General features: G+C 62.8%; 23 protein-coding genes. 20 read left to right on the plus strand and 3 right to left on the minus strand.

Going from position 1 to position 22091, the window contains the following annotated elements; genetic code table 11:
• Nucleotides 1–121 precede the first annotated feature (121 nt).
• The 8 genes from FJ943_RS04415 to FJ943_RS04450 all read left to right on the plus strand — a co-directional run bounded on the left by FJ943_RS04415 (nt 122) and on the right by FJ943_RS04450 (nt 5581).
• Nucleotides 122–514, plus strand: coding sequence for a hypothetical protein (locus FJ943_RS04415; RefSeq protein WP_015315257.1), 393 nt, complete (start codon nt 122–124; stop codon nt 512–514).
• Nucleotides 515–887: 373 nt separating this feature from the next.
• Nucleotides 888–1421 carry a DUF1465 family protein gene (locus FJ943_RS04420; protein WP_015315258.1) on the plus strand — a complete coding sequence of 178 codons (534 nt, stop codon included), beginning with the start codon at nt 888–890 and terminating at the stop codon, nt 1419–1421.
• 92 nt (nt 1422–1513) lie between these two features.
• A complete protein-coding gene (ruvC, locus tag FJ943_RS04425) occupies nt 1514–2023 on the plus strand; it encodes a crossover junction endodeoxyribonuclease RuvC (protein ID WP_140719994.1) in 510 nt (169 codons plus the stop codon).
• 55 nt (nt 2024–2078) lie between these two features.
• Nucleotides 2079–2348, plus strand: a complete 270-nt coding sequence (locus FJ943_RS04430) for an AbrB/MazE/SpoVT family DNA-binding domain-containing protein (protein ID WP_015315260.1) — start codon at nt 2079–2081, stop codon at nt 2346–2348.
• Nucleotides 2326–2745 carry a type II toxin-antitoxin system VapC family toxin gene (locus tag FJ943_RS04435; RefSeq protein WP_140719995.1) on the plus strand — a complete coding sequence of 140 codons (420 nt, stop codon included), beginning with the start codon at nt 2326–2328 and terminating at the stop codon, nt 2743–2745. The genes FJ943_RS04430 and FJ943_RS04435 overlap by 23 nt, the downstream gene beginning before the upstream one ends.
• A gap of 27 nt (nt 2746–2772) precedes the next feature.
• On the plus strand, nt 2773–3393 hold the full coding sequence (ruvA, locus tag FJ943_RS04440; RefSeq protein ID WP_015315262.1) for a Holliday junction branch migration protein RuvA: 621 nt from the start codon (nt 2773–2775) through the stop codon (nt 3391–3393).
• 43 nt (nt 3394–3436) lie between these two features.
• Entirely contained in the window at nt 3437–4474 is a 1038-nt protein-coding gene (ruvB, locus tag FJ943_RS04445; RefSeq protein ID WP_015315263.1) for a Holliday junction branch migration DNA helicase RuvB, read from the plus strand.
• Between the two features lie 210 nt (nt 4475–4684).
• The gene (locus FJ943_RS04450; RefSeq protein ID WP_140719996.1) at nt 4685–5581 is read left to right on the plus strand and encodes a metallophosphoesterase; all 897 of its coding nucleotides are present in this window, start codon (nt 4685–4687) and stop codon (nt 5579–5581) included.
• A 25-nt stretch (nt 5582–5606) separates the two neighbouring features.
• On the opposite strand, the gene FJ943_RS04455 is transcribed toward FJ943_RS04450, so the two are convergent.
• Nucleotides 5607–6857 carry a cellulase family glycosylhydrolase gene (locus FJ943_RS04455; RefSeq protein WP_140719998.1) on the minus strand — a complete coding sequence of 417 codons (1251 nt, stop codon included), beginning with the start codon at nt 6855–6857 and terminating at the stop codon, nt 5607–5609.
• 54 nt (nt 6858–6911) lie between these two features.
• Here FJ943_RS04455 and ybgC point away from each other — a divergent pair, with 54 nt between their 5' ends.
• From ybgC to ftsH, 10 genes are all read left to right on the plus strand, one after another.
• Complete coding sequence (gene ybgC / locus FJ943_RS04460; RefSeq protein WP_140720000.1) at nt 6912–7391, plus strand: tol-pal system-associated acyl-CoA thioesterase; 480 nt, start codon at nt 6912–6914, stop codon at nt 7389–7391.
• Between the two features lie 269 nt (nt 7392–7660).
• Nucleotides 7661–8371: a protein TolQ gene (gene tolQ, locus FJ943_RS04465; protein ID WP_015315267.1), complete on the plus strand. Its 711-nt coding sequence runs from the start codon at nt 7661–7663 to the stop codon at nt 8369–8371.
• Nucleotides 8372–8380: 9 nt separating this feature from the next.
• Nucleotides 8381–8836, plus strand: a complete 456-nt coding sequence (gene tolR / locus FJ943_RS04470; protein ID WP_023784270.1) for a protein TolR — start codon at nt 8381–8383, stop codon at nt 8834–8836.
• 7 nt (nt 8837–8843) lie between these two features.
• A complete protein-coding gene (locus tag FJ943_RS04475) occupies nt 8844–10001 on the plus strand; it encodes a TonB family protein (protein WP_015315269.1) in 1158 nt (385 codons plus the stop codon).
• Nucleotides 10002–10079: 78 nt separating this feature from the next.
• Entirely contained in the window at nt 10080–11351 is a 1272-nt protein-coding gene (gene tolB, locus FJ943_RS04480) for a Tol-Pal system beta propeller repeat protein TolB (RefSeq protein ID WP_224531044.1), read from the plus strand.
• A 32-nt stretch (nt 11352–11383) separates the two neighbouring features.
• On the plus strand, nt 11384–11761 hold the full coding sequence (locus FJ943_RS04485; RefSeq protein WP_140662648.1) for a four helix bundle protein: 378 nt from the start codon (nt 11384–11386) through the stop codon (nt 11759–11761).
• Nucleotides 11762–12019: 258 nt separating this feature from the next.
• A complete protein-coding gene (gene pal / locus FJ943_RS04490; protein WP_015315272.1) occupies nt 12020–12526 on the plus strand; it encodes a peptidoglycan-associated lipoprotein Pal in 507 nt (168 codons plus the stop codon).
• A 212-nt stretch (nt 12527–12738) separates the two neighbouring features.
• The gene (gene ybgF / locus FJ943_RS04495) at nt 12739–13833 is read left to right on the plus strand and encodes a tol-pal system protein YbgF (protein WP_140720002.1); all 1095 of its coding nucleotides are present in this window, start codon (nt 12739–12741) and stop codon (nt 13831–13833) included.
• 58 nt (nt 13834–13891) lie between these two features.
• Complete coding sequence (gene tilS, locus FJ943_RS04500) at nt 13892–15259, plus strand: tRNA lysidine(34) synthetase TilS (protein WP_140720372.1); 1368 nt, start codon at nt 13892–13894, stop codon at nt 15257–15259.
• 122 nt (nt 15260–15381) lie between these two features.
• Entirely contained in the window at nt 15382–17310 is a 1929-nt protein-coding gene (ftsH, locus tag FJ943_RS04505; protein ID WP_015315275.1) for an ATP-dependent zinc metalloprotease FtsH, read from the plus strand.
• 277 nt (nt 17311–17587) lie between these two features.
• Here the strand turns inward: ftsH and FJ943_RS04510 are convergent, their stop codons facing one another.
• Together FJ943_RS04510 and FJ943_RS04515 are read right to left on the minus strand one after the other, a co-directional pair.
• Nucleotides 17588–18046, minus strand: a complete 459-nt coding sequence (locus tag FJ943_RS04510; RefSeq protein WP_015315276.1) for a hypothetical protein — start codon at nt 18044–18046, stop codon at nt 17588–17590.
• A 295-nt stretch (nt 18047–18341) separates the two neighbouring features.
• Nucleotides 18342–19184 carry a hypothetical protein gene (locus FJ943_RS04515; protein WP_140720004.1) on the minus strand — a complete coding sequence of 281 codons (843 nt, stop codon included), beginning with the start codon at nt 19182–19184 and terminating at the stop codon, nt 18342–18344.
• Between the two features lie 367 nt (nt 19185–19551).
• Here FJ943_RS04515 and glmM point away from each other — a divergent pair, with 367 nt between their 5' ends.
• Together glmM and FJ943_RS04525 are read left to right on the plus strand one after the other, a co-directional pair.
• Nucleotides 19552–20907, plus strand: coding sequence for a phosphoglucosamine mutase (glmM, locus tag FJ943_RS04520; protein WP_015315278.1), 1356 nt, complete (start codon nt 19552–19554; stop codon nt 20905–20907).
• Nucleotides 20908–21158: 251 nt separating this feature from the next.
• Nucleotides 21159–22019 (plus strand): outer membrane protein, encoded by an 861-nt coding sequence (locus tag FJ943_RS04525; RefSeq protein WP_015315279.1) that lies wholly within the window; start codon nt 21159–21161, stop codon nt 22017–22019.
• Nucleotides 22020–22091: the final 72 nt, after the last annotated feature.

A 22091-nucleotide genomic window follows, 5' to 3' on the forward strand; every position in this document is an offset into this window, starting at 1 on the left:
AGCGACATCGTCCGGAAACACTGCCGATGCTAGTGCCGACGCCGGAAGTCCGGCGGCGACAGCGCTCGCCTGACGATCAACCCATTCCCAGCTTGGGAAAAAGGCAATTCGGGGGACTAATATGCAAGGGGTAGCACGGAATTTCTTCACGCTGGCGATCATCTACGCGTTGTGCGGCATGGCGCTCGGCATCCACATGGCGATCAGCGAAGACCACGGCCAGATGCCGACCCACGCCCACACGATGGTGGCCGGTTGGTTGATGTCGGCGGTTTTCGCGTTCTTTTACCACCTGTTTCCGGCTGCCGGGCAAAAGACGCTGGCCCTTGTCCATTTCTGGCTGACGGCAATCAGCGGCATCGGGCTGATGATCGGCCTTTATATACTGCTTGCCGGAAATCCGGGGATCGAGCCGTTGCTGGGGATATCTTCGATCGGCTTCTACGCAGGCATGCTGCTGTTTGCCTTCATCGCCTTGCCGGTGGTGTGGAAAAAAAGCCTGAGTGAAGGCTGAAACCCAGCCGGTGCGGCTGTGTTGTTACGGCACAGGAGCACGGTGTTGGGTAAAAAAACATCAGAGCCGTTAAGGGTTCATTAAGCTTTACAGGCGTTTACTATGTCCATCCAGTGATCTGGATTCTTACCGAGTGGTTGGAGCCACTTTGTTTGACGCCTCCCTGTTAAACTCCTGAGAGCCGCCTTATCCGCGGCTCTTTTTTTGTCCGCACCCAGGCGGCATTCCGCACGGCCGAACGCCGTTAACCTTCTGTTAAACATGTGCTTGCCTTCACCCCGGACGAAGCGCATTTTCAAGCTTCAGTTTTATAGGGTCACGGGTGTATCGGCAGAGAGCCGAATCGGCCGGTCGCAAGTGCAGGGGCGTATCAATGAACGAGCCTTCGAAGGGCATTGCGAAAACCGTCAAGCTGGCGGAACGCCGGGTGTTTTCGCACTCCTTCAAACCGCTTTACCAGGAAGGCATGGGCCTGGTCGAACAGGCGGCGGAGTATCTCGACGGCAAGGGCCGGGCAGAGGCCAAGAAACTGTCGCGGCTGGCGGCCACGCTCTACGCGGCCGAATCGATGCGGCTGACCACCAGGCTGATGCAGGTTGCCTCGTGGCTGCTTTTGCAGCGTGCGGCGAATTCCGGCGAGATGACGCGCGATCAGGTCGCTTCGGAAAAATCCAAGGTGCGTCTCGACACCGCTTCCGCCCATGACGAGGCGGCCGGCTGGGCTGAACTGCCGACCGATTTTCTCGATCTCGTCAACCGGTCGTTGCGCCTGCAGGCATTGGTGCGCCGCATGGACGAAGAGATATATGGCGCAGGCGCCGTGGTCGACATGCAGCCCGTGGCTCGCCGGCCCAATCCGGTATCGGACCAGATCAGCTTGCTCAACACGGCGTTCGCTCGAAACTGAGAACGTCGAGGCCTTCCCGGTTGGTCGGGCAAATGTTTCCGGTTTGTTCACTTTTCGCTGGCATCGCTGTCCGCCGGAGGTACACTCACGGCATGGGGGACGCGATTCGCATCATCGGGATCGATCCGGGGCTCAGGCGCACCGGCTGGGGCATCGTCGAGAGCCTCGGCAATTCCTTGCGCTTTGTTGCTGCGGGCACCGTGCGCTCGGAGGACAAGGCGGCGCTGGCGACGCGGCTTTGCCAGCTGCATGACGGGCTTGCCGAGATCCTGCACCGGGCCATGCCGCATGAAGCCGCGGTCGAACAGACCTTCGTCAACAAGGATGCCGTGGCGACGCTGAAGCTCGGCCAGGCGCGCGGCATCGCCATGCTGGTGCCGGCGCGCGCCGGCCTCGTCGTCGCCGAATATGCGCCGAACGCGGTGAAGAAAGCGGTGATCGGCGTCGGTCATGGCGACAAGAAGCAGATCCACATGATGGTGAAGGTGCTGTTGCCGAAAGCGATCTTCGACACCGAACATGCCGCCGACGCGCTGGCCATCGCGATTTGTCACGCGCATCACCGGCAAAGTGCCGCTTACCGGATGGCGCTTGCCGAATAGCAATGTTCTTGACTTGTTCACGCTGCGCGTGTAGTAATACCCTAGAGGTATTACCATGCGCGTGACCACCAAGGGCCAAGTCACAATCCCCAAGCCGATAAGGGACCATCTGGGCATCGGACCGGGCTCCGAGGTTGAGTTCGTGGCCACTGAGGAAGGGGCTCGGCTCGTTGCCGTCAATGAAAACCTGTCCGATGAAGAAGTCGCGCGCAGGTTCAGGAATATTCTCCACGGCATGGCGGGCACACTGGATCTGGGAGGCATGACCGCTGACGCTTACATGGAGTGGTTGAGAGGCCCGCGTGAAGATCTCGACGTTGATTGACACCAATGTCCTCATCGACGTTTGGGGGCCAACCGGGCCGCTGACGGAATGGTCAGCGTCTGCAATCGTTTCATGCCGTAGCGACGGCGCATTGGTCGTCAATACAATCGTCTGGTCTGAGCTCGCGCCGCTGATCCCGACGGAGACGGCGCTTCGAAGAGCCGTCGACATGCTCGAAATGGATCGCCAACTTGTACCTTGGGACGCGGCATTCCTTGCGGGCGTCACGCATTCCCGCTATCGCCGGGCCGGCGGCGTTCGGGAACGCATCTTGCCTGATTTCTTTATTGGTGCTCATGCGGCTGTTGCCGGACATCGTCTTTTGACCCGCGACGCCGCGCGCTATCGCAGTTATTTCCCCGATCTCGATATCATCTCTCCGGAAACGCACCCATGAGGGCTTATCTCCCATGAAAGATCTGGCATGATCGGCAAGCTCAAGGGTACGCTCGACGAGGTCGACGAAGACCATTGTCTCGTCGATATCCACGGCGTCGGCTACGTCGCGTACTGCTCGACCCGCACGCTTGCCGCGCTGCCTTCGCCTGGCGAAGCGGTGGTGCTGTTCATCGAGACCTATGTGCGAGAGGACATGATCCGGCTCTATGGTTTCCAGTCGCAGCTCGAGCGCGAATGGTTTCGGCTGCTGATGAACAATGTGCCGGGTGTCGGCGCCAAGGTGGCGCTGGCCATCCTGTCGACGCTGGCGCCGGCTGACCTTGCCAATGCCATTGCACTGCGCGACATCGCCATGGTTTCCCGCGCGCCCGGCGTCGGCAAGAAGGTGGCCGAGCGCATCGTCACCGAATTGAAGGCCAAGGCGCCGGCCTATGCGGGCACCGCCACCGGCACCATTGGGCTCAAGCAGGAACTCGGCGAAGGCGTAGCGCCGGCGCCGATCACCGACGCCGTCTCGGCGCTGGTCAATCTCGGCTATTCCCGCGACACCGCCGCCAACGCCGTGTCAGCAGCGCTGAAGACGGCGGGCGAGGGCGCCGATGCGTCCAAACTGATCCGTTTTGGGTTGAAGGAACTGGCACGGTGAGCCATCGCTTGTCCGGGGCGCTGCCCTGTGCAAGGAAGGTCCCATGAGCCTTTCCCCCCGCCTCATTGCACCGGAAAAGCGCGGCGAGGATGCCGAGCAGACCCTGCGGCCGCAAACGCTTGACGATTTCGTCGGCCAGGCGGCGGTGCGGGCCAATCTCAAGGTCTTCATAGAGGCCGCCAAGGGCCGCAAGGAAGCGCTCGACCATGTGCTGTTCGTCGGACCGCCGGGGCTGGGCAAGACGACGCTGGCGCAGATCATGGCGCGCGAACTCGGTGTCAATTTCCGCTCGACCTCCGGGCCGGTCATCGCCAAGGCCGGCGATCTCGCGGCATTGCTTACCAATCTCGAAGAAGGCGACGTGCTGTTCATCGACGAGATCCACAGGCTCAACCCGGCGGTGGAGGAAATCCTTTATCCGGCGATGGAGGATTTCCAGCTCGACCTGATCATCGGCGAGGGTCCGGCGGCGCGTTCGGTGAAGATCGACCTAGCGCACTTCACGCTGGTCGCCGCCACCACGCGGCTCGGCCTGCTCACCAATCCGCTGCGCGACCGCTTCGGCATCCCGGTGCGGCTCAACTTCTACACCGTCGAGGAGTTGGAGCAGATCGTGCGGCGCGGCGCGCGCATCCTGCAGATGCCACTCGGCGACGACGGTGCGCTGGAAATCGCGCGGCGCGCGCGCGGCACGCCACGCATTGCCGGACGGCTGCTGCGGCGCGTGCGCGATTTCGCCTCGGTGGCCGGCGACGGCCATGTCGACCGCCTGATCGCCGACGAGGCCTTGACCCGGCTCGAAGTCGACGCGCTTGGCCTCGACGCCCTCGACCGCCGCTATCTCAGCATGATCGCCCGTAATTTCGGCGGCGGTCCGGTCGGCATCGAGACCATCGCCGCCGGCCTGTCCGAGCCGCGCGATGCCATCGAGGACATCATCGAGCCCTATCTGATCCAGCAGGGGTTCATCCAGCGCACACCACGCGGACGCATGCTGACCGCCAATGCCTGGCGCCATCTCGGCCTCGATGCGCCGAAGGATTTGGCGCAGCAGCAGATCAATCTGTTCCAGGAAGAATAGCCACGCAAGCGATCAGGCGCGGGTTTCGCGGACTAGCGATCAAGCATCAGTGAACGGGCCTGCGCAAATTCTCCTCATCTTCGCCGGCTTACCGGCGTATTGCTGGATTGTATCGGGTTCGCTGCATCCATGCATGTCCTCCTCCCGACCGAGATCGCTTTTGGGCGACATGTAGCAGCGCATGCCGAAATGAGGTGCCGGAGCCACTTGATGATAACCAGACGCGGGTTCCTGCGCTTTATCGGCGGGTCGTTCCTGTCGGTCGCCTCCTTCAGCGCCTACGCCGTCGGTATCGAGCCGATGCTGCTGACGCATGTGAAGCGCTATGCGCTGACGCCACCGCATTGGCCCGCCGGATTGAAGCTGCGCGTCGTCGCGCTCGCCGACATCCATGCTTGCCGGCCGTGGATGACGCCGGAGCGGATCGCGTCGCTTGCCGAAGAGGCGAATGCCTTGCAGCCGGACCTGATCGTGCTGCTTGGCGACTACATAGCCGGCATGCGCCTGGTGTCGCAAAGGGTGACGCCGCCGGAATGGGCTGGCGCCCTGTCGGGCCTCAAGGCGCCGCTCGGCGTGGTGTCGATCCTCGGCAATCACGACTGGTGGGCCGACGGCTTTGCGCAGCGTGCCGAAGTCGGCCCGACGATCGCGCGCAAGGCTCTGGAGAAAGCCGGCATCCCGGTGCTGGAGAACGACGCCGTGCGTCTGGAAAAGGACGGACATAGCGTCTGGATCGCGGGCCTCGCCGATCAGTTGGCGCTGTTGCCGAAAAAGAAACACGAGCCTCCCAGGGGATTGGACGATCTCGACGGCACGCTGGCCAAGATCAGCGATGCCGCGCCCGTCATCCTGCTGGCGCACGAACCGGACATTTTTCCAAAAGTGCCGTGGCGTGTGTCGCTGACGCTATCGGGACACACCCATGGCGGGCAGGTGCGGCTGTTCGGCTATTCGCCGATCGTGCCATCCCAGTTCGGCAATCGCTACGCCTATGGCCATGTCGTCGAGAACGACCGCAACCTCATCGTCTCGGGCGGGCTTGGCTTCAGCAATTTGCCGATCCGTTTCGGAATGCGCCCGGAAATCCTGCAGATAGACCTCGGCTGACCGGCGCGTCATGGCAGGCTTCGGGTCATGGCAGGCTTCGGATTGCGTCCAGCACGTCAGGCTCGGCCTTGTCGCCATTGAATGCGTCGACGATGCCGAAAGCCCCGCCATAGCTCCACACCGACCATGAGAAGCCATGCGCTTCGGCCCGAGCGATCATGTCCCTGACATAGGCGGCCCGATATTCGGCCGGCATCACGTAGGCATTGCCATACTCCTGGCGGATCATGCCGAACTCGCCCAGCGTGATGTCTTCCGGCTTGATGCCGTTGGCCCTCGCCCAAGCCTCGACAGCCTTGAACGGCGCATCCATCAAGCCAAGCAGCTTGTCGGCGCTGTCCATGCTGGCGACCTGCTCGTCGAGGTAGGCAGGCAGGCCATGCTGCCGTGTCCACGGCGCCTCGGCCTTGATCCGGGCGCGGATGGTGTCCAGCGTCACATCAAGCTGCGCCTTCGGCACCGCGGTCAAAGGATAGGGCAGGCCGGTCACATAGGGAATGAAGTCGCCGGCCCAGGTCGCGCCCTGATGGGTGAGCAGGAACGGGTCATAGGAGTGGAAGGTCCAGATGACGTTGTCGTCGGGGATCGTCTTGGGGTCGATCTTTTCCAGAGACGAAGCAGCGGAATAGCAAGCTCCGGTCAGGATCAGCGTCAGTTTCGTCGCCGAGGCGCGCGCCGCCGCGAACAGCTTGCGCTGGCGGTCGGGCCACAGGCTGGTGCCGTCGCTGTCGCAATCGACGATCGGCTCGTTCATGGGTTCGAAAGCGACCTTCTCGGGATCTTCGGCGGCCAGCGTGCGCGCCATGCCGCGAACCACCTCGACATAGCGGTCGAAGGTCGCGGGGTCGTCCATCACTTCGCCCATGCCGATCTTGCGGCCGCCGCCGGCCGGGATCAGGTGCATGTCGACGATGACCTTCAGTCCGGCGCGATTGATCATGCGCGCCGAGTCCAGCACGCTGGCATAGAGTTGGTCACGAAGGTCCGTTGTCTTGTCCGAGAGAAAAGGCGACGGATCGACCGGCATGCGCAGGAAATCGAAGCCGGCATCCTTCAGCGCCTTGAGGTCGTCCTCGTTGAGGAATTTGCGCCATTCCGGGTAGGGCAGGATGGCCTTGGCATCACCCCACTGGTCCTCGCCGGGCCAGGTGACCCACTGGTCGAGATTGAGACCGCCCTTCATGGAGAAGGTCGCCGCCTCGCCCGAGAGTGTAGAAGCGGCCAGCGCCAGCACGACCGCCATCAAGGTCTTGATCATCGTCGTCAACAGTGCCATCGGGTTCATGCGCCAAAAAATACCTGCCGCGTCGGCATCCAAAAGGGAAGCGCAATGGGCGATCATGGTGAATCCGCGGCATTGCTGGCAGGGCTTTCCGGTGCGCTGACCGCGTTCGGCCACCGGCTGATGGCGCGGGTCTATTATGCCGATACCGATTTCTCGGGTGTCGTCTATCACGCGCGTTATCTGGAATTCCTCGAGCGCGGCCGCTCCGACTATCTCAGGCTCACCGGCGTGCATCACACCGAACTCGCCGACGGCAAGCACGGCGAGAAGATCGTGTGGGTGGTGCGCCGCATGGAGATCGACTTCCGCATCCCCGCCCGTATCGATGACATCCTGACCGTCGACACCCGCACCGAGACCATTTCCGGCGCGCGTATCTTCATGGCGCAGCAGCTCAAGCGCGGCGAAGAGGTGCTGGTCGAGGCCAAGGTCGAGGCGGCGATCATCGGCGAAAACGGCCGGCCGAGGCGTTTTCCCAAGGAATGGGTGGCGGCGTTCATACCCAAGGTCGTTCCCCAGGACTGATTGGACGGATCGCGTGCTGACTTCGCCGGCGCGGTGCCGGGGCGCGGCAATGCGCCGCGCCTTATGGACTAACCCATCCTTAACCATAACGGTTCATGAAGAGATTGGTGAAGATTGGCGTTATCGAGCGCCTTCCTTTGACCAATATTTGCCCCGAAAAGGCCGCTAACGGCACGGTTTGGGGTGTCCGGTAGCTTCGTGCGAACCGACCACAAGGGATGCCATGGGCCAGCCGCCAGCTTCGCCCGGAAAATCTTAAGGACGTAACGATGGAAAATATCGCACTCGCCGAACCGGGCGCGCAATTGTCGATTTGGGCCTTGTTCATGCAGGCCAGCTGGGTGGTCAAGCTGGTCATGATCGGGCTGCTCTGCGCCTCGGTGTGGACCTGGGCGATCATCGTCGACAAGCTGGTTGCCTACGGCCGCATGCGCCTGGCGCTGAACCGCTTCGAGCAGGTTTTCTGGTCCGGGCAGTCGCTGGAGGAACTCTACCGCACTCTTGCCGACCGCAAGACGACAGGCATGGGCGCCATCTTCGTCGCCGCCATGCGCGAATGGAAGAAGAGTTTCGAGAAAGGCGCCAAGTCGCCGCTCGGCCTGCAGACCCGCATCGACAAGGCCATGGACCTGGCGCTGACCCGTGAGATGGAAAAGCTGGAGGGCCGCCTCGGCTTTCTCGCCACCACCGGCTCGGCGGCACCTTTCATCGGCCTGTTCGGCACCGTCATCGGCATCATGACCTCGTTCCAGGCCATCGCCGGCTCAAAGAACACCAGTCTCGCGGTGGTCGCGCCCGGCATCGCCGAGGCGCTGCTGGCGACGGCCATCGGCCTGCTCGCCGCCATTCCGGCGGTCATCGCCTATAACAAGCTGTCATCGGATGCGAGCAAGATCGCCGTGCGGATGGAGGGGTTCTCCGACGAGTTCTCCGCCATACTCTCGCGCCAAATCGATGAAAAAGTCGCGCCGAAGGCCTGAGGGACGATCATGGGAATGTCTGTAGGCGCAGGTGGTGGACGTGGCGGCAGGGGTCATCGACGGCGCGGCCGTCACCATGCATTGATGTCGGAGATCAACGTCACGCCGATGGTCGACGTGATGCTGGTGCTGCTGATCATCTTCATGGTCGCCGCACCGATGCTGACGGTCGGCGTGCCGATCGACCTGCCCGACACGCAGGCCAAGGCGATGAATGCCGACACCCAGCCGATCACCGTGTCGATCGATGCGACCGGCAAGATCTTCCTGCAGGAAACCGAGATTCCGATCGAGGAGCTGGTGGCCAAGCTGCAGGCGATCTCGAAGACCGGCTATGAAGAGCGCATCTTCATCCGAGGCGACAAGTCGACCGACTACGGCACGGCGATGAAGGTGATGGCCCGCATTTCGGCCGCTGGCTACAAGAACATCGGCCTGGTTTCACTGCAGGAACAGGATCAATAGACGCACGATGAGGACCGGCCTCACCACATCGGTGATCTTGCACACGGCGGTGCTGGCCTTCGGCCTGTTCACGCTGTCGGCGCCGGCCGCGCTTCCGTCCGCCGATGTCGAGTCCGTCGCGGTCGATATCGTGCCGATGGAAGCCATTGCGCAGACCCTGCAGGGCGACAAGAAGGCCGTGATGCATGAAAAGCCGGCGCCGTTGCCGACGCAGCGTCCCGATATCGTGCCGAATGCACAGAAGGTCGGCGAAAACAGCGTCGACACCGACAAGCCGATAACGCCTGAGGCCAAGCCGAAACCCGTCGACACGACCTCGGCTCCGGCGCCCGCGCCGACCCCGAAGGAAATCCCGAAGACCGAGGACGTGCCGAAGCCGCAGGAAAAGCCCAAGCCCATTCCGGCGACGGAAGTGGCGCCAGCGCCGACGCCCAAGGAAGAGGTCAAGCCTGAGCCGGTCAAGCAGACCGAGCCGAAGCCCACTCCGGCAAAGCCCGCGCCGACACCGCCGCCGCAGGACAAGACCGCCGCCATCGATCCGACGCCCGAGGTCAAGCCCGACGCCGTCGCCGAGGCCATAGCCAAGGACCCGCCCACCGAGGAGACGCAGTTGCCGAATTCGGCGCCCGCGCCGGAGGCCCGGCCGAAGCCGCAGCCGGCACAGGCCGAAAGCGCCAAGGCGCCTGAACGCAAGGATGCCGACAAGCCGGTCAAGGAAGCCTCGTCCAAGCCAAAGTCGGACGACAAGCAGTTCAACGCCAACGAGATTTCGGCGCTGCTCGACAAGCAGAAGCCGTCCGGCGGCGGCGCCAAGCGCTCGACGCAGCAAGCGTCGCTCGGCGGCGACAAGGATCAGGGCCAGAAGCTGTCGAAGTCGGAGCAGGGCGCCCTGGAAAGCCAGCTCGGCGGTTGCTGGACCTTGCCGGCCGGGCTTGAAGGTTCGGAGAATTTCGTCGTCGTCGTCCGTTTCAACCTGAACAACTCCGGCAAGCTCGACGGCCGTCCTTCCGTTGAAACGTCGAGCGGCAACAGGCAGTTCGACGAGAGCGCGGTGCGCGCGGTTCAGAAATGCGACATGGCCGGCCTGCAAGTTCCCGCCGGCAAGCAGGACATCTGGAACGACATCCGGGTCACATTCGACCCAAGGGAGATGCTCGGCCTCTAGGCCCTGATATCCGAAGATCAGTATGAGAAGCGAGAAGACATGAAATCAATCCTCAAGCCGCTCCTGACCATTGCAGCCATGGCGCTGGGCATGACGGCCATCGTTCCGATGCCTGCCTGGGCGCTGGTCGAACTCAACGTCAACAAGGGCAATGTCGAGCCGTTGCCGATCGCCATCACCGATTTCCAGGGCGGCGACGCACTTGGCGCGCAGATTTCCCAGATCGTCACCGCCGACTTGAAGCGCTCCGGCCTGTTCGCGCCGATCGACAAGAGCGCCTTCATCGAGAAGATCGCCAATCCGGACGCAACCCCCCGCTTCGACGACTGGAAGGTGATCAATGCGCAGGCTCTGGTCACCGGCAGCGTCAGCAAGGAAGCAGACGGCCGCATCCGCGCCCAGTACCGGCTGTGGGACACATTCGCGGGGCAGCAGATGGCCGGTGAGCAGTTCTTCGCCAACGACGCCAATCAGCGCCGCGTCGCCCATATCATCGCCGACGCCATCTATGAGCGGCTGACCGGCGAGAAGGGCTATTTCGACACGCGTGTCGTGTTCATCGACGAGTCCGGCGCCAAGAACGCGCGCAAGAAGCGCCTCGCCATCATGGACCAGGATGGCGCCAACGTCCGCTACCTTTCGGACGGCAGGTCGATCGTGCTGACGCCGCGCTTCTCGCCGAACCGGCAGGAAATCACCTACATGTCCTACGAGAGCGGCCAGCCCAGGGTCTATCTCCTGCAGATCGAGACCGGGCAGCGTGAACTGGTAGGCAATTTTCCAGGCATGACCTTTGCACCGCGCTTCTCGCCCGACGGCCAGAAGGTGATCATGAGCCTGCTGCGCGACGACGGCAATTCCAACATCTTCGCCATGGACCTGCGCAGCCGTTCGACGACGCGGCTGACCAACTCGACCGCCATCGACACCTCGCCTTCCTACTCGCCCGACGGCAGCAAGGTGGTGTTCACCTCCGACCGTGGCGGTCGCGCGCAGATCTACGTCATGGGCGCCGACGGATCGGGCCAGACCCGCATCTCCTTCGGCGACGGCGTCTATTCGACGCCGGTGTGGTCGCCGCGCGGCGACCTCATCGCCTTCACCAAGCAGAGCGGCGGCGAATTCCAGATCGGCGTCATGAAGACCGACGGCTCGGGCGAGCGCATCCTGTCGTCCGGCTTCCAGCAGGAAGGCCCGACCTGGGCGCCGAACGGCCGCGTGCTGATGTTCTTCCGCGACGCCAATGGCGGCCCGAAACTGGTTTCCGTCGATCTCACCGGCCGCAACGAGCAGCCGATCCCGACGACGAACTTTGCTTCGGATCCGGCCTGGTCGCCGCTGCTGGAATAGAACGGGAATTGGCGAACTGAAGAATTGAAGAAATGGTGAAAGCAGAGGGCTACGTTAAGCGAGCAAAGGATCTAGAGGTCTACAAGCGCGCTTACGTGGTCTCTCTGGCGGTTCACAAGGCCACCCTCGCTTTTCCCAAGATAGAGCAATACGCGCTGGCCGATCAGTTGCGGCGTTCCAGCAAAGGGATTTGCGCCAATCTGGCCGAGGGATTTGCCAAACAGACCCACTCCAAAGCTGAATTTGCCCGGTTCATTTCGATGGCCATAGGCTCGTGCAGTGAAGTGGAGACGTGGATTTCATACGCGTTCGATCTCGAATACATCTCGCAGGCGCAACGGGACGAGTGGCTACAATCGTATGGCCAGGTGTACGGAATGCTGGTGAACCTCAGAGTGAAGCTAGGGTGAACATCCTTCTTCAATTCTTCAGTTCTCCAACTCTTCAATTCCCCCTTACATTCCCCTTTTCCATGCCTTTGTCGCGTTTTGGCCGCATTTCCGCCTAGGGTCCGCGCCAACTGTGGCCTATGACAAAACAGCTGCGGACGGGCAGCCTAAACCAAATTTTAACCGTGTTTCTTGAATGCCGGTTAACCCAAACGTGGTTACTGGGTGATCAACGAAATCACTCGAAACATGATCACTCGAATACGAAGGAGAGGCGGCATGGGCCGTATCGCAGCACTGACCAGAAACCCGGCCATGATCGCGCTGGTGGCGATGCTCGCCATCACCGGTTGCGCTTCGAAGAAGACGCCGAACAGCGCCGCTGACCTTGGCCTCAATGGCGCGGGTGCCGCAACACCCGGCTCGGCACAGGACTTCACCGTCAACATCGGCGACCGTATCTTCTTCGATACGGACTCGACCTCGATCCGTGCCGACGCACAGACGACGCTGTCGCGCCAGGCACAGTGGCTGAACCAGTACAAGCAGTATGCCATCGTCGTCGAAGGCCATGCCGACGAACGCGGCACGCGCGAATACAATCTGGCGCTCGGTGCCCGCCGTGCCGCCGCCACGCGCGACTTCCTGGTTTCCAAGGGCGTTTCGGCGAGCCGTCTCAAGACGATTTCCTACGGCAAGGAACGTCCGGTCGCCGTATGCGACGACATCTCCTGCTGGTCGCAGAACCGCCGCGCCGTCACCACGCTCAGCGGCGCTGGTTCCTGAGGCGTCGCGCGCCGAAAGGCGCGCACGGCACAGATGGCAAAAATACAACACATCTTTGCGAAAGGCGGTCCTCGGGCCGCCTTTTTCATATCCTGACACCCGAAACAAAATTTGGCCGAAGTCTCGCGCCCTGCTATGAGCCGAGGGCGCTTGGCTGGTCTCACATCGATTGGAAGGCGCGAACAAGCTAACGATTGGACGGCGAGAGACACATGCATTTGAGATCGGTTCTAAGCGGCACGCTGGCGCTGCTGCTCCTATCAGGCGTAACCGCTTCGGCGAGCGGTACAGGGCAAACAGCCGAGACCGGCTTTTCCTTCCATCTGCCGACACTCGAGTTGCCCAGCCTTTTCGGCGAGAAGAAAAAGCAAGATCAGGTCCAGCTCGCCCAGTCGAGCGGCGCCGGCGTGACCGGGCTCGAGGACCAAATGCGGCAGCTGACCGGCAAGGTCGAGGAACTCAATTTCCAGATCCTGCAGATGCAGGAGCAGATCCGCAAACAGCAGGAAGACAACGAGTTCCGCTTCCAGCAGCTTGAAGGCGGCTCGCAAGGTGGACAACCGCCGGCGCAGAAGAAATCAGATGCCACCACCGGGACCAACACCGACGTGGCCTCGGCCCCGGCAACCCAGGCGCCGGCCGATGCCGGGGCCGCGCCCGGCGGCGATCAATCCACAGGCGGCAAGACGGTCGAGGACGTCATCGTCGAGTCACCCGACGGTGACCCCGGCAAGGTGATCCCCGGCAAGGGAGCGCCCGAAAAGACCTTTGGGTCCATCACTGTCGACAAGAACGGCAATGTGATCGATGCCGGCGGCAGCACGCAGGCAACCGCGCCGGCACAGGACACGGCACCAGCCGCCAGCGCGCCGGCCAAGGCCGGCAAGGCCGGCGGCACGGTGGTCGCGGCGCTGCCCGCGACCAACAATCCCGAAGAGCTCTATCGCAACTCCTACCAGTTCATCCTGTCGGGTGACTACGGCACCGCCGAACAGGGTTTCCGCGATCATATTTCGCGCTTCCCCAAGGACGCCAAGGCGGCGGACGCGCATTACTGGCTGGGGGAATCGCTGCTTGGCCAGCAGAAATATCGCGATGCGGCGGAAGTCTTCCTCGCCGCCAGCAAGGATTATCCCAAAGCCAAGAAGGCGCCCGACATGCTGTTGAAGCTGGGCGTGTCGCTGGTCGGTCTCAAGCAGCACGATGTTGCCTGCGCCACCTTCAGCGAGGTCGGCAAGCGCTATCCCGATATTTCCAGCACACTCAAGGAACGCGTCAAGCAGGAGAAGGCCCTGGCTGCGTGCTGATTTTTTCTGGGGGTCTCGTAGTCCCAAAACCGGGACCGCTTTTTGGCGACATGGATTGATGCTCGATACCGGGCCTGATCTTTCGACCGGACTCTTTTCGCATATCGATTTTTCCAACGGCGCCGTCGCGGCCGTATCCGGGGGCAGCGATTCGACTGCGCTCCTTCTCCTTCTCAAACAGCACCTCGACAAAACCGCACCGTCCGCGAAGCTGCTCGCGGTCACGATCGACCACGGGTTGCGACAGGGTTCGGCCGATGAGGCGCGGACCGTGGCGAAGCTTTGCGCGGAACGCGGCATCGCCCACCGCATCCTGGCCTGGTCCGGCGCCAAGCCGTCGACCGGCCTGCCGGCGGCGGCGCGCGAGGCGCGCTACCGGCTGCTGGCCAGCGCCGCCCGGGCGGAAGGCGTCGGCCTGATCGTGACCGGACATACAGCGGACGACCAGGCCGAGACGGTGCTGATGCGGCGCGATCGCAACGATGCGATCCGCGACGAGGGGCGGGGCCTCGCCGGCATGGCGCCCGCCACCCTGCATGACTGGCGCGACTGGATCGTGCGACCGCTTCTCGGCGTGCGGCGCCATGCGCTGCGCGATTTCCTGCGGCGCCAACAGGTCGGCTGGGCCGAGGACCCGACCAATGCCGATGAAGCCTTCGAGCGGCCGCGCATGCGCGCAGCCCTTGCCGGGCAGGCCGGCGCACAACGCATGAACGACGCGCTGGCGTTGGCCGCGCGGCAGGCAGGCGACCGGACGCGGCTTGGCGGTGAGGCCGCCCGTCTGATCGAGCGCTTTGCCAGCCAGCCGGCGGCGGGCCTCATCCGGCTCGATCCGGCCCTGCTCGGCGCCGGCGCCGATCGGGCGGCGATATACGCACTGCGCGTTCTCCTGGCGACGTCAGGCGGGATTGCCTTCCTGCCGGACCAAGCCCGCGGCGAGGCGTTGTTCGCCCGGCTGAAAGCCGGATTTCTTTGCGCCACATTGTCGCGGACAGTGGTCGACTTCCGGCGCGCCGGCATCTTCCTGCGTCGGGAGATGCGCGATTTGCCGGCGGCGGCGGCAACGATCGACGGCGCCATCTGGGATGGGCGCCGCCAAATCACATTGAACGACGCCGGCGGCGCATTGTTGATCGCGCCATTCGGGGCAATGGCGGCGAAGCGGCTGGCTGTAGGCCGGGACGAAACCCCGCCAAGCCTGGTGCGCGCGGCATTGGCGACGGAACCAGGCTGGCTGCAAGCCGCAGAGAAGGTGGGTCCGGAGCCCGATTGGCCGACATCGCAAGGGTTCGCGGCCTCGCCGGTCGTTGCTCCCTTTGCCCACTTCCTGCCGTCCTTCGACCTGGCCCCGGCGCGCGCCGTCGCCGGGTTGATCGGCGCGGCACCGCTTCCCGCCCTGCCATTGCGTGGCCCTAGTGCCGGTTGATGCTGGGCGAAAGCTTAACCCAGACATGCTGTTCTGCTTGGCAAGGGGGTACGCTCTCCCTATGTTAGGCCCAAGTTTCCTCTCATGATGCTGTCCGCTCGCGGACGCCAACGGGACAATTGATGAATCCGAACTATCGCAACCTCGCGCTCTGGGCGATCATAGCGGTCCTGCTCATCGCCCTCTTCAATCTGTTCCAGACGCCGCAGACGCGCGGGGCTTCGAGCGATGTGCCTTATTCGCAGTTCCTGCAGGACGTCGCGGCCGGCCGGGTCAAGACGGTGACCATCGCGGGCGCCCGCATCACCGGCAACTACACCGACAATTCCAGCGGCTTCCAGACCTATTCGCCCGGCGATCCCCAGCTGGTCTCGCGGCTGCAGGACAAGAACGTCACCATCAATGCGCGGCCCGAGACCGACGGCTCCAATTCGCTGTTCGGCTATCTGATCTCGTGGCTGCCGATGATCCTGATCCTCGGCGTGTGGATATTCTTCATGCGCCAGATGCAGTCCGGCTCCGGGCGCGCCATGGGCTTCGGCAAGTCGAAGGCCAAGCTGCTTACCGAGGCGCATGGCCGCGTCACCTTCCAGGACGTCGCCGGCGTCGACGAGGCCAAGGAAGACCTCGAAGAGATCGTCGAATTCCTGCGCGATCCGCAGAAGTTCCAGCGCCTCGGCGGCAAGATTCCGCGCGGCGTGCTGCTGGTCGGCCCTCCCGGCACCGGCAAGACGCTGCTTGCCCGCTCGGTCGCCGGTGAAGCCAACGTGCCGTTCTTCACCATTTCAGGTTCGGATTTCGTCGAGATGTTCGTCGGCGTCGGCGCATCCCGTGTCCGCGACATGTTCGACCAGGCCAAGAAGAATGCGCCCTGCATCATCTTCATCGACGAAATCGATGCCGTCGGCCGCCATCGCGGTGCCGGCCTCGGCGGTGGCAATGACGAGCGCGAGCAGACTCTGAACCAGCTGCTGGTCGAGATGGACGGCTTCGAGTCCAACGAAAGCATCATCCTGATCGCCGCCACCAACCGGCCCGACGTGCTCGATCCGGCGTTGCTGCGTCCAGGCCGTTTCGACCGCCAGGTGGTGGTGCCGAACCCAGACATCGTCGGCCGCGAGAAGATCCTCAAGGTGCATGTGCGCAACGTGCCGCTGGCGCCCAATGTCGACCTCAAGGTCGTCGCCCGTGGTACGCCCGGCTTCTCCGGCGCCGACCTGATGAACTTGGTCAACGAATCCGCGCTGATGGCCGCGCGGCGCAACAAGCGCCTCGTCACCATGGCCGAGTTCGAGGACGCCAAGGACAAGATCATGATGGGCGCCGAGCGCCGCTCGTCGGCCATGACCCAGGCCGAGAAGGAACTGACCGCCTATCACGAGGCCGGACACGCCATCCTGGCGCTCAACGTGCCGTCGGCCGATCCGCTGCACAAGGCGACCATCATCCCGCGCGGCCGCGCGCTCGGCATGGTCATGCAGTTGCCGGAAGGCGACCGCTATTCCATGAGCTACAAATACATGGTCTCGCGCCTCGCCATCATGATGGGCGGCCGCGTTGCCGAGGAGTTCAAGTTCGGCAAGGAGAACATCACGTCCGGTGCTTCCTCCGACATCGAGCAGGCGACCAAGCTGGCGCGCGCCATGGTCACGCGCTGGGGCTTCTCCGACAAGCTCGGCCATGTCGCCTATGGCGACAACCAGGAGGAAGTGTTCCTCGGCCATTCGGTGGCGCGCACGCAGAACATTTCGGAAGAGACCGCGCAGATCATCGACGGCGAGGTGCGCCGCCTGATCGACGAGGCCTATTCGACGGCGAAGTCGGTGCTGACCAAGAAGAAGAAGGAATGGATCGCGCTGGCGCAGGGCCTGCTCGAATACGAGACGCTGTCGGGCGAGGAGATCAAGCAGCTGATCGCGGGCAACAAGCCCTCGCGCGACCTCGGCGACGACACGCCGCCGAGCCGTGGCTCGGCCGTGCCGAAGTCCGGCGGCCGCCGCAAGAAGGGTCCCGAGCCCGAAGGCGGCATGGAGCCACAGCCGTCAAGCTAGACCAGAGCGGTTCACCGTTTCACGGAACGCAGAACCGCTCTGTTCTTTGACGCTATCCCCGACGCGCTTTAAGTCTTTGCTTCTAAGTATGTCGTCGCCCCCAAACCACCTTTGGGCGACATCGCATCAGGAGGCTGGCCGGACGTACATTTGGAACGTCAACCTCAGGCTAGCCCGAGGTCCAGATGTCGCCCGGCAGCAGATCCTCGGGACAGCCTGAGGATAACGGCCACGTCTGCGGGAAAAACGGTGAACCGCTTTCCGCCGTTATCGCTTTTTATGATTCAGCTTTCAGCCGCGCATTGCACAGGCTGTAATAACCACCGCCCTTCTGGATCCAGCGAAGGCCGTTCAACGTACCTGCCTCCTTGTTGCCATGGTAACCCTGCAGGCAGGTCTTCATCCGTGCCTTCGCGGGCTTTTCGGTCTCGAACTCGGCGGCGAGGGTGGTCGGGAATGTTACGCCCGCTGGCGCTACGGTGGGGGCAAGTGCCGCGCTGGTTTCCTTTTTCGGCTGCGGTGCGGTTTCGACCTTATCCGCGCTGACACTCTCCGCAGCCGACGTCGCGCATTTCTCCTTGCGGAAAGCGGCCCAGTCCATGCCATTCAGAGTGCCGCTCTCCTTGGCTGTCCGATAGGTCTCGCCACATTCCTTCATCGTCAATGCGCTTGCAGGGGCGACGCCGCAAGCAACCAATGCCGTCACAGCCAATACCGCCAATTTTAAACTGGGCATAAGATCCTCCTGGTTGATGACAAGTTCAGACGTCTTTTGTATACTGTTTGTTCCTGATATGTTCAATCAGAATTTTCATGAGTTACCAATCAGCCTCGCGGCGGGGAGTGTAAGCGAATTGATGATGCAGGCAGCTTCCGCGATATGCAGACGCGAGCAAGACCCTGGCGTCTTCGTGCGCAACAAAAGGCCCGCGAAGCAGATGCATCGCGGGCCTTTGCCTGGCCTTGCCAGATTTCATCTAATTCAATTCACCGTCATGCCCCATCGATCCGGGGGGAATGCTATGCGCGGCTCAGCCCTTCAGCTTGGCATTGCAGAGGCTGTAGAAGCCGCCGCCCTTCTGGATCCACTTCAGGCCGCCGAGTGCGTTGGCGTCCTTGAGGACATAGTACTGGTCAAGGCAGGTATGCATGCGGCCTTTTCCGGGGGTCTCGCTGGCATATTTCGCCGAGATCGCGGACGGGAAGGTGACGCCCTTGGGGGCAACCGTCGTCGGCTTTGCGGGTTCCTTGGTGTAGCTCGCCTCGCTTGGAGCGGGCACGCTGTCGTCATCCGAGGCACTGGCGCCGCATTCGGCCTTGCGGAAGTCGTTCCACTTCATGCCCTTCAGCGTGTTCGCCGTCTTGGCAGCCTGGTACTTGGTGCTGCATTCGGCCATGCTCAGGCCCTTGCCGGAAGCTGCGGCCGTCGTGGTCGCCGGCTTGACGGTGTCGGCGGCGGCGGATGCGCCAGCGGCGCATTCGGCCTTGCGGAAGTCGTTCCACTTCATGCCGTTCAATGTGCCGGCGGCCTTGGCCGCCTGGTACTTGGTGCTGCATTCCTTGGCGGTCAGGCCCTTGGCCGTGCTGTCGCTGGCCGCTGCGGCGGCCTTGGTGGTCTTGGCCGGCTTGGCTTCGGCCGGCTTGGTTTCAGCAGCCTTGGTCGTGGCCGCCTTGGTGTCGGTGGTGGCGGCGGCGTCGGTGCCGCACTGTGCCTTGCGGAACTGGTTCCAGGTCGCCCCGGCAAGTGTCCCAGCGTCCTTGGCGGCGTTGTACTTCGTGCTGCACTCGGCCATCGTCAGCGCGTTGGCTGGCGCGGCCAGGAACAACGTCGCGACCGCAAGGCCGGTCAGAGTAGCAATTCGGTGGATGAGCATAGCGTTTCTCCGTGGCTGCAGCCCATTATACGTCCCAGCGAATCAATAACGCTCAACGGTCGGTTGCGCCAGATGCCAGGCGGCTTATATATCGCCGAAATCGCTTTCTAACGACAAGGTGATGAAATCATTCGGCCTGACTGCCGCCGAGGCAAGAATTCTCGGGATGTATCCGCGCCGAATGGCTGGCAAAACTGGTATATGTGACGCCATAGCGTCTCCGTGCTAGGCTGCGGCCATGTTGTGTGCAACGCACAACAATGATTTTCTAAGGATTGGTAACATATAATCACACAATGTGATCGAGGCACGACGGCCAATTGTGGCATGACGTGCCGGCTAAGGACAACCAAGGAAACTGACTGGCATGGCAGGGAATTACTTCGGCACGGACGGCATTCGCGGGCGCGCCAACAAGTTTCCGATGACCGCGGAAATCGCCATGCGGGTCGGCATGGCCGCCGGCCTTTCGTTCCAGCGCGGCAGCCATCGCCATCGTGTCGTGCTCGGCAAGGACACCCGGCTGTCCGGCTATATGATCGAAAACGCGATGGTGGCCGGCCTTTGCGCCGCCGGCATGGACGTGTTTCTGCTCGGCCCGATCCCGACCCCGGCGGTTGCCATGCTGGTGCGCTCGCTGCGCGCCGACATTGGCGTCATGATCTCGGCCTCTCACAATCCCTACTACGACAACGGCATCAAGCTGTTCGGCCCAGACGGCTACAAGCTGTCCGACGAGATCGAAGAGCGCATCGAGAGCATGCTCGACAAGGATATCGAACTGGCGCTCGCCGATTCCGACGGGCTTGGCCGCGCCAAGCGCGTCGACGGCGTGCATGACCGTTACATCGAATTCGCCAAGCGCACCTTGCCGCGCTCGATGTCGCTTTCGGGTCTGCGGATCGTCGTCGACTGTGCCAATGGCGCGGCCTACAAGGTGGCGCCCGAGGCGCTGTGGGAACTGGGCGCCGAAGTCGTGGCCATCAATGTCGAACCCAATGGCTTCAACATCAACAAGGAATGCGGCTCGACCCATCCCGCCGATCTGCAGAAAAAGGTGCACGAAGTGCGCGCCGACATCGGCATCGCGCTTGATGGCGATGCGGACCGGGTCGTCATCGTCGACGAGAACGGCGCCATCGTCGACGGCGACCAGATCATGGCGCTGATTGCCGAGTCCTGGCACCAGAGCGGGCGGCTGGCTGGCGGTGGCGTCGTTTCGACGGTCATGTCCAATCTCGGCCTCGAGCGCTTTCTCGGCGACATGAAGCTGCAATTGCATCGCACCAAGGTCGGTGACCGCTATGTCGTGGAGCATATGCGCGCGCATGGGCTCAATGTCGGTGGTGAGCAGTCGGGCCACATCGTGCTGTCCGACTTCTCGACCACCGGCGACGGGCTGGTCTCGGCACTGCAGGTGCTGGCCTGCATCAAGCGGCAAGGCCGCCCGGTCAGCGAACTGTCGAAGAAGTTCGAGCCGGTGCCGCAACTGCTGAAGAACGTTCGCATCGCCGGCGGAAAACCGTTGGAGGAAGCCCCGGTCAAGGCCGCGATCGAGGACGCCCGCCATCGTCTCGGCAAGGCCGGGCGGCTGGTCATCCGTCCATCCGGCACCGAGCCGCTGATCCGTGTGATGGCCGAGGGCGACGATCCGCAACTGGTCGAGGCCGTCGTCAACGACATCGTCGGGGTCATCTCGGAAACCCGCAGCAGCGCCGCCTGATCCCCGCCAGCCTCGAAGGCGTCACGCCGCCGCCTTCATTGCATCGAAGCCCGCCCCTCCGGCGGGCTTTTTTGTTGGCAAAGGATCGGTCTCTTTCTGTCGAAATCCTTGCCAGATCTCCGGGATTCTGGAGATTCGTGGTTAATCGACAGGGTTAAACGCCTTTTAACTTTTGCAATTCATTATCCACGCCTGAAAGCCAATCTTATTCGGACGCGATCGCCGTTCCGAGGTTTCTAGGGGTGACAAGCATGTTCAATACAGCAAGAAAGGCCCTGTTCGCGCTGCTGTTCGCGGGCTTGGCCTGGCCGGTGTTCGCAGCTGACCTGCCCGAGCCGCAAGTCGAAGAAGCGCCGCCGCCGGTCTATGAGCAACCGGTCGATGTCGGCGGCTGGTATATCCGTGGCGACCTCGACTATCACAAGTCGAAGGTCGGTGACATCGACTACATCACCTACGGCGCCGCGCCTTGCCCGTGCGGGCCTCCTGTCGGGGTCGCCGGGAGCAAGTCCTTCGACTATGGCAAGCTCAAGGGCGGCTTCTCGCTTGGCGGCGGCGTCGGCTACAAGATCAATGAACACTTCCGCACCGACCTGACCGCCGACTACTGGTTCAAGTCGAACTTCAACGGCGGCACCTCGGATCTCACCACGGTCTCGGTCGAGTCGTCGAAGATGAGCGCCTTGCTGCTTCTGGCAAATGCCTATGTCGATATCGGCACCTGGCACGGCATCACGCCCTATGTCGGCGCCGGTATCGGCGGAGCGCGCGTCAAATGGGATACTGTCTACGACCCGACCCCGGGCGCAACCGAGTCCAACCCCGGAACATCCAGCTGGCGCTTCGCGTACGCGGTAATGGCCGGCGCCTCCTACTGCTTGACCGACAAAGTCATCCTCGATGCTGGTTACCGTTTCTCCCATATCCAAGGCGGTCGCATGTTCGAGTATGGTCCAGCCGGCGCCACGCCGGGCGCCGGGCCGGGCTTCGATCACGGCTTCAACACCCACGAGGTGCGCGGCGGTCTGCGTTACCAGTTCGGCGGCAACAACGGTTGCGCCGCGCCGGTGGTGGCCTATCAGCCGGAGCCCGAGCCGATCTACACCAAGTAATCGCTTCGAAGTTTCCAGGAATTCGTCGACCGCCCGGCATCAGCCGGGCGGTTTTCGTTTGAGATGAGCCGA

This window comes from Mesorhizobium sp. B2-3-10, from assembly GCF_006442275.1.
Lineage (GTDB): Bacteria > Pseudomonadota > Alphaproteobacteria > Rhizobiales > Rhizobiaceae > Mesorhizobium > Mesorhizobium australicum.

What these genes read in the sequence shown, in the direction of transcription:
- ruvC (WP_140719994.1), top strand. Translation starts at nt 1,514, where the DNA reads ATGGGGGACGCGATTCGCATCATCGGGATCGATCCGGGGCTCAGGCGC.
- FJ943_RS04420 (WP_015315258.1), top strand. Translation starts at nt 888, where the DNA reads ATGAACGAGCCTTCGAAGGGCATTGCGAAAACCGTCAAGCTGGCGGAA.
- FJ943_RS04455 (WP_140719998.1), bottom strand. Translation starts at nt 6,857, where the DNA reads ATGGCACTGTTGACGACGATGATCAAGACCTTGATGGCGGTCGTGCTG.
- tilS (WP_140720372.1), top strand. Translation starts at nt 13,892, where the DNA reads ATGCTCGATACCGGGCCTGATCTTTCGACCGGACTCTTTTCGCATATC.
- FJ943_RS04485 (WP_140662648.1), top strand. Translation starts at nt 11,384, where the DNA reads ATGGTGAAAGCAGAGGGCTACGTTAAGCGAGCAAAGGATCTAGAGGTC.
- FJ943_RS04475 (WP_015315269.1), top strand. Translation starts at nt 8,844, where the DNA reads ATGAGGACCGGCCTCACCACATCGGTGATCTTGCACACGGCGGTGCTG.
- FJ943_RS04515 (WP_140720004.1), bottom strand. Translation starts at nt 19,184, where the DNA reads ATGCTCATCCACCGAATTGCTACTCTGACCGGCCTTGCGGTCGCGACG.
- glmM (WP_015315278.1), top strand. Translation starts at nt 19,552, where the DNA reads ATGGCAGGGAATTACTTCGGCACGGACGGCATTCGCGGGCGCGCCAAC.
- FJ943_RS04430 (WP_015315260.1), top strand. Translation starts at nt 2,079, where the DNA reads ATGCGCGTGACCACCAAGGGCCAAGTCACAATCCCCAAGCCGATAAGG.
- tolR (WP_023784270.1), top strand. Translation starts at nt 8,381, where the DNA reads ATGGGAATGTCTGTAGGCGCAGGTGGTGGACGTGGCGGCAGGGGTCAT.
- pal (WP_015315272.1), top strand. Translation starts at nt 12,020, where the DNA reads ATGGGCCGTATCGCAGCACTGACCAGAAACCCGGCCATGATCGCGCTG.
- FJ943_RS04415 (WP_015315257.1), top strand. Translation starts at nt 122, where the DNA reads ATGCAAGGGGTAGCACGGAATTTCTTCACGCTGGCGATCATCTACGCG.
- FJ943_RS04525 (WP_015315279.1), top strand. Translation starts at nt 21,159, where the DNA reads ATGTTCAATACAGCAAGAAAGGCCCTGTTCGCGCTGCTGTTCGCGGGC.
- FJ943_RS04450 (WP_140719996.1), top strand. Translation starts at nt 4,685, where the DNA reads ATGATAACCAGACGCGGGTTCCTGCGCTTTATCGGCGGGTCGTTCCTG.
- ruvA (WP_015315262.1), top strand. Translation starts at nt 2,773, where the DNA reads ATGATCGGCAAGCTCAAGGGTACGCTCGACGAGGTCGACGAAGACCAT.
- tolB (WP_224531044.1), top strand. Translation starts at nt 10,080, where the DNA reads ATGGCGCTGGGCATGACGGCCATCGTTCCGATGCCTGCCTGGGCGCTG.
- ybgC (WP_140720000.1), top strand. Translation starts at nt 6,912, where the DNA reads ATGGGCGATCATGGTGAATCCGCGGCATTGCTGGCAGGGCTTTCCGGT.
- ruvB (WP_015315263.1), top strand. Translation starts at nt 3,437, where the DNA reads ATGAGCCTTTCCCCCCGCCTCATTGCACCGGAAAAGCGCGGCGAGGAT.
- FJ943_RS04510 (WP_015315276.1), bottom strand. Translation starts at nt 18,046, where the DNA reads ATGCCCAGTTTAAAATTGGCGGTATTGGCTGTGACGGCATTGGTTGCT.
- ybgF (WP_140720002.1), top strand. Translation starts at nt 12,739, where the DNA reads ATGCATTTGAGATCGGTTCTAAGCGGCACGCTGGCGCTGCTGCTCCTA.
- ftsH (WP_015315275.1), top strand. Translation starts at nt 15,382, where the DNA reads ATGAATCCGAACTATCGCAACCTCGCGCTCTGGGCGATCATAGCGGTC.
- tolQ (WP_015315267.1), top strand. Translation starts at nt 7,661, where the DNA reads ATGGAAAATATCGCACTCGCCGAACCGGGCGCGCAATTGTCGATTTGG.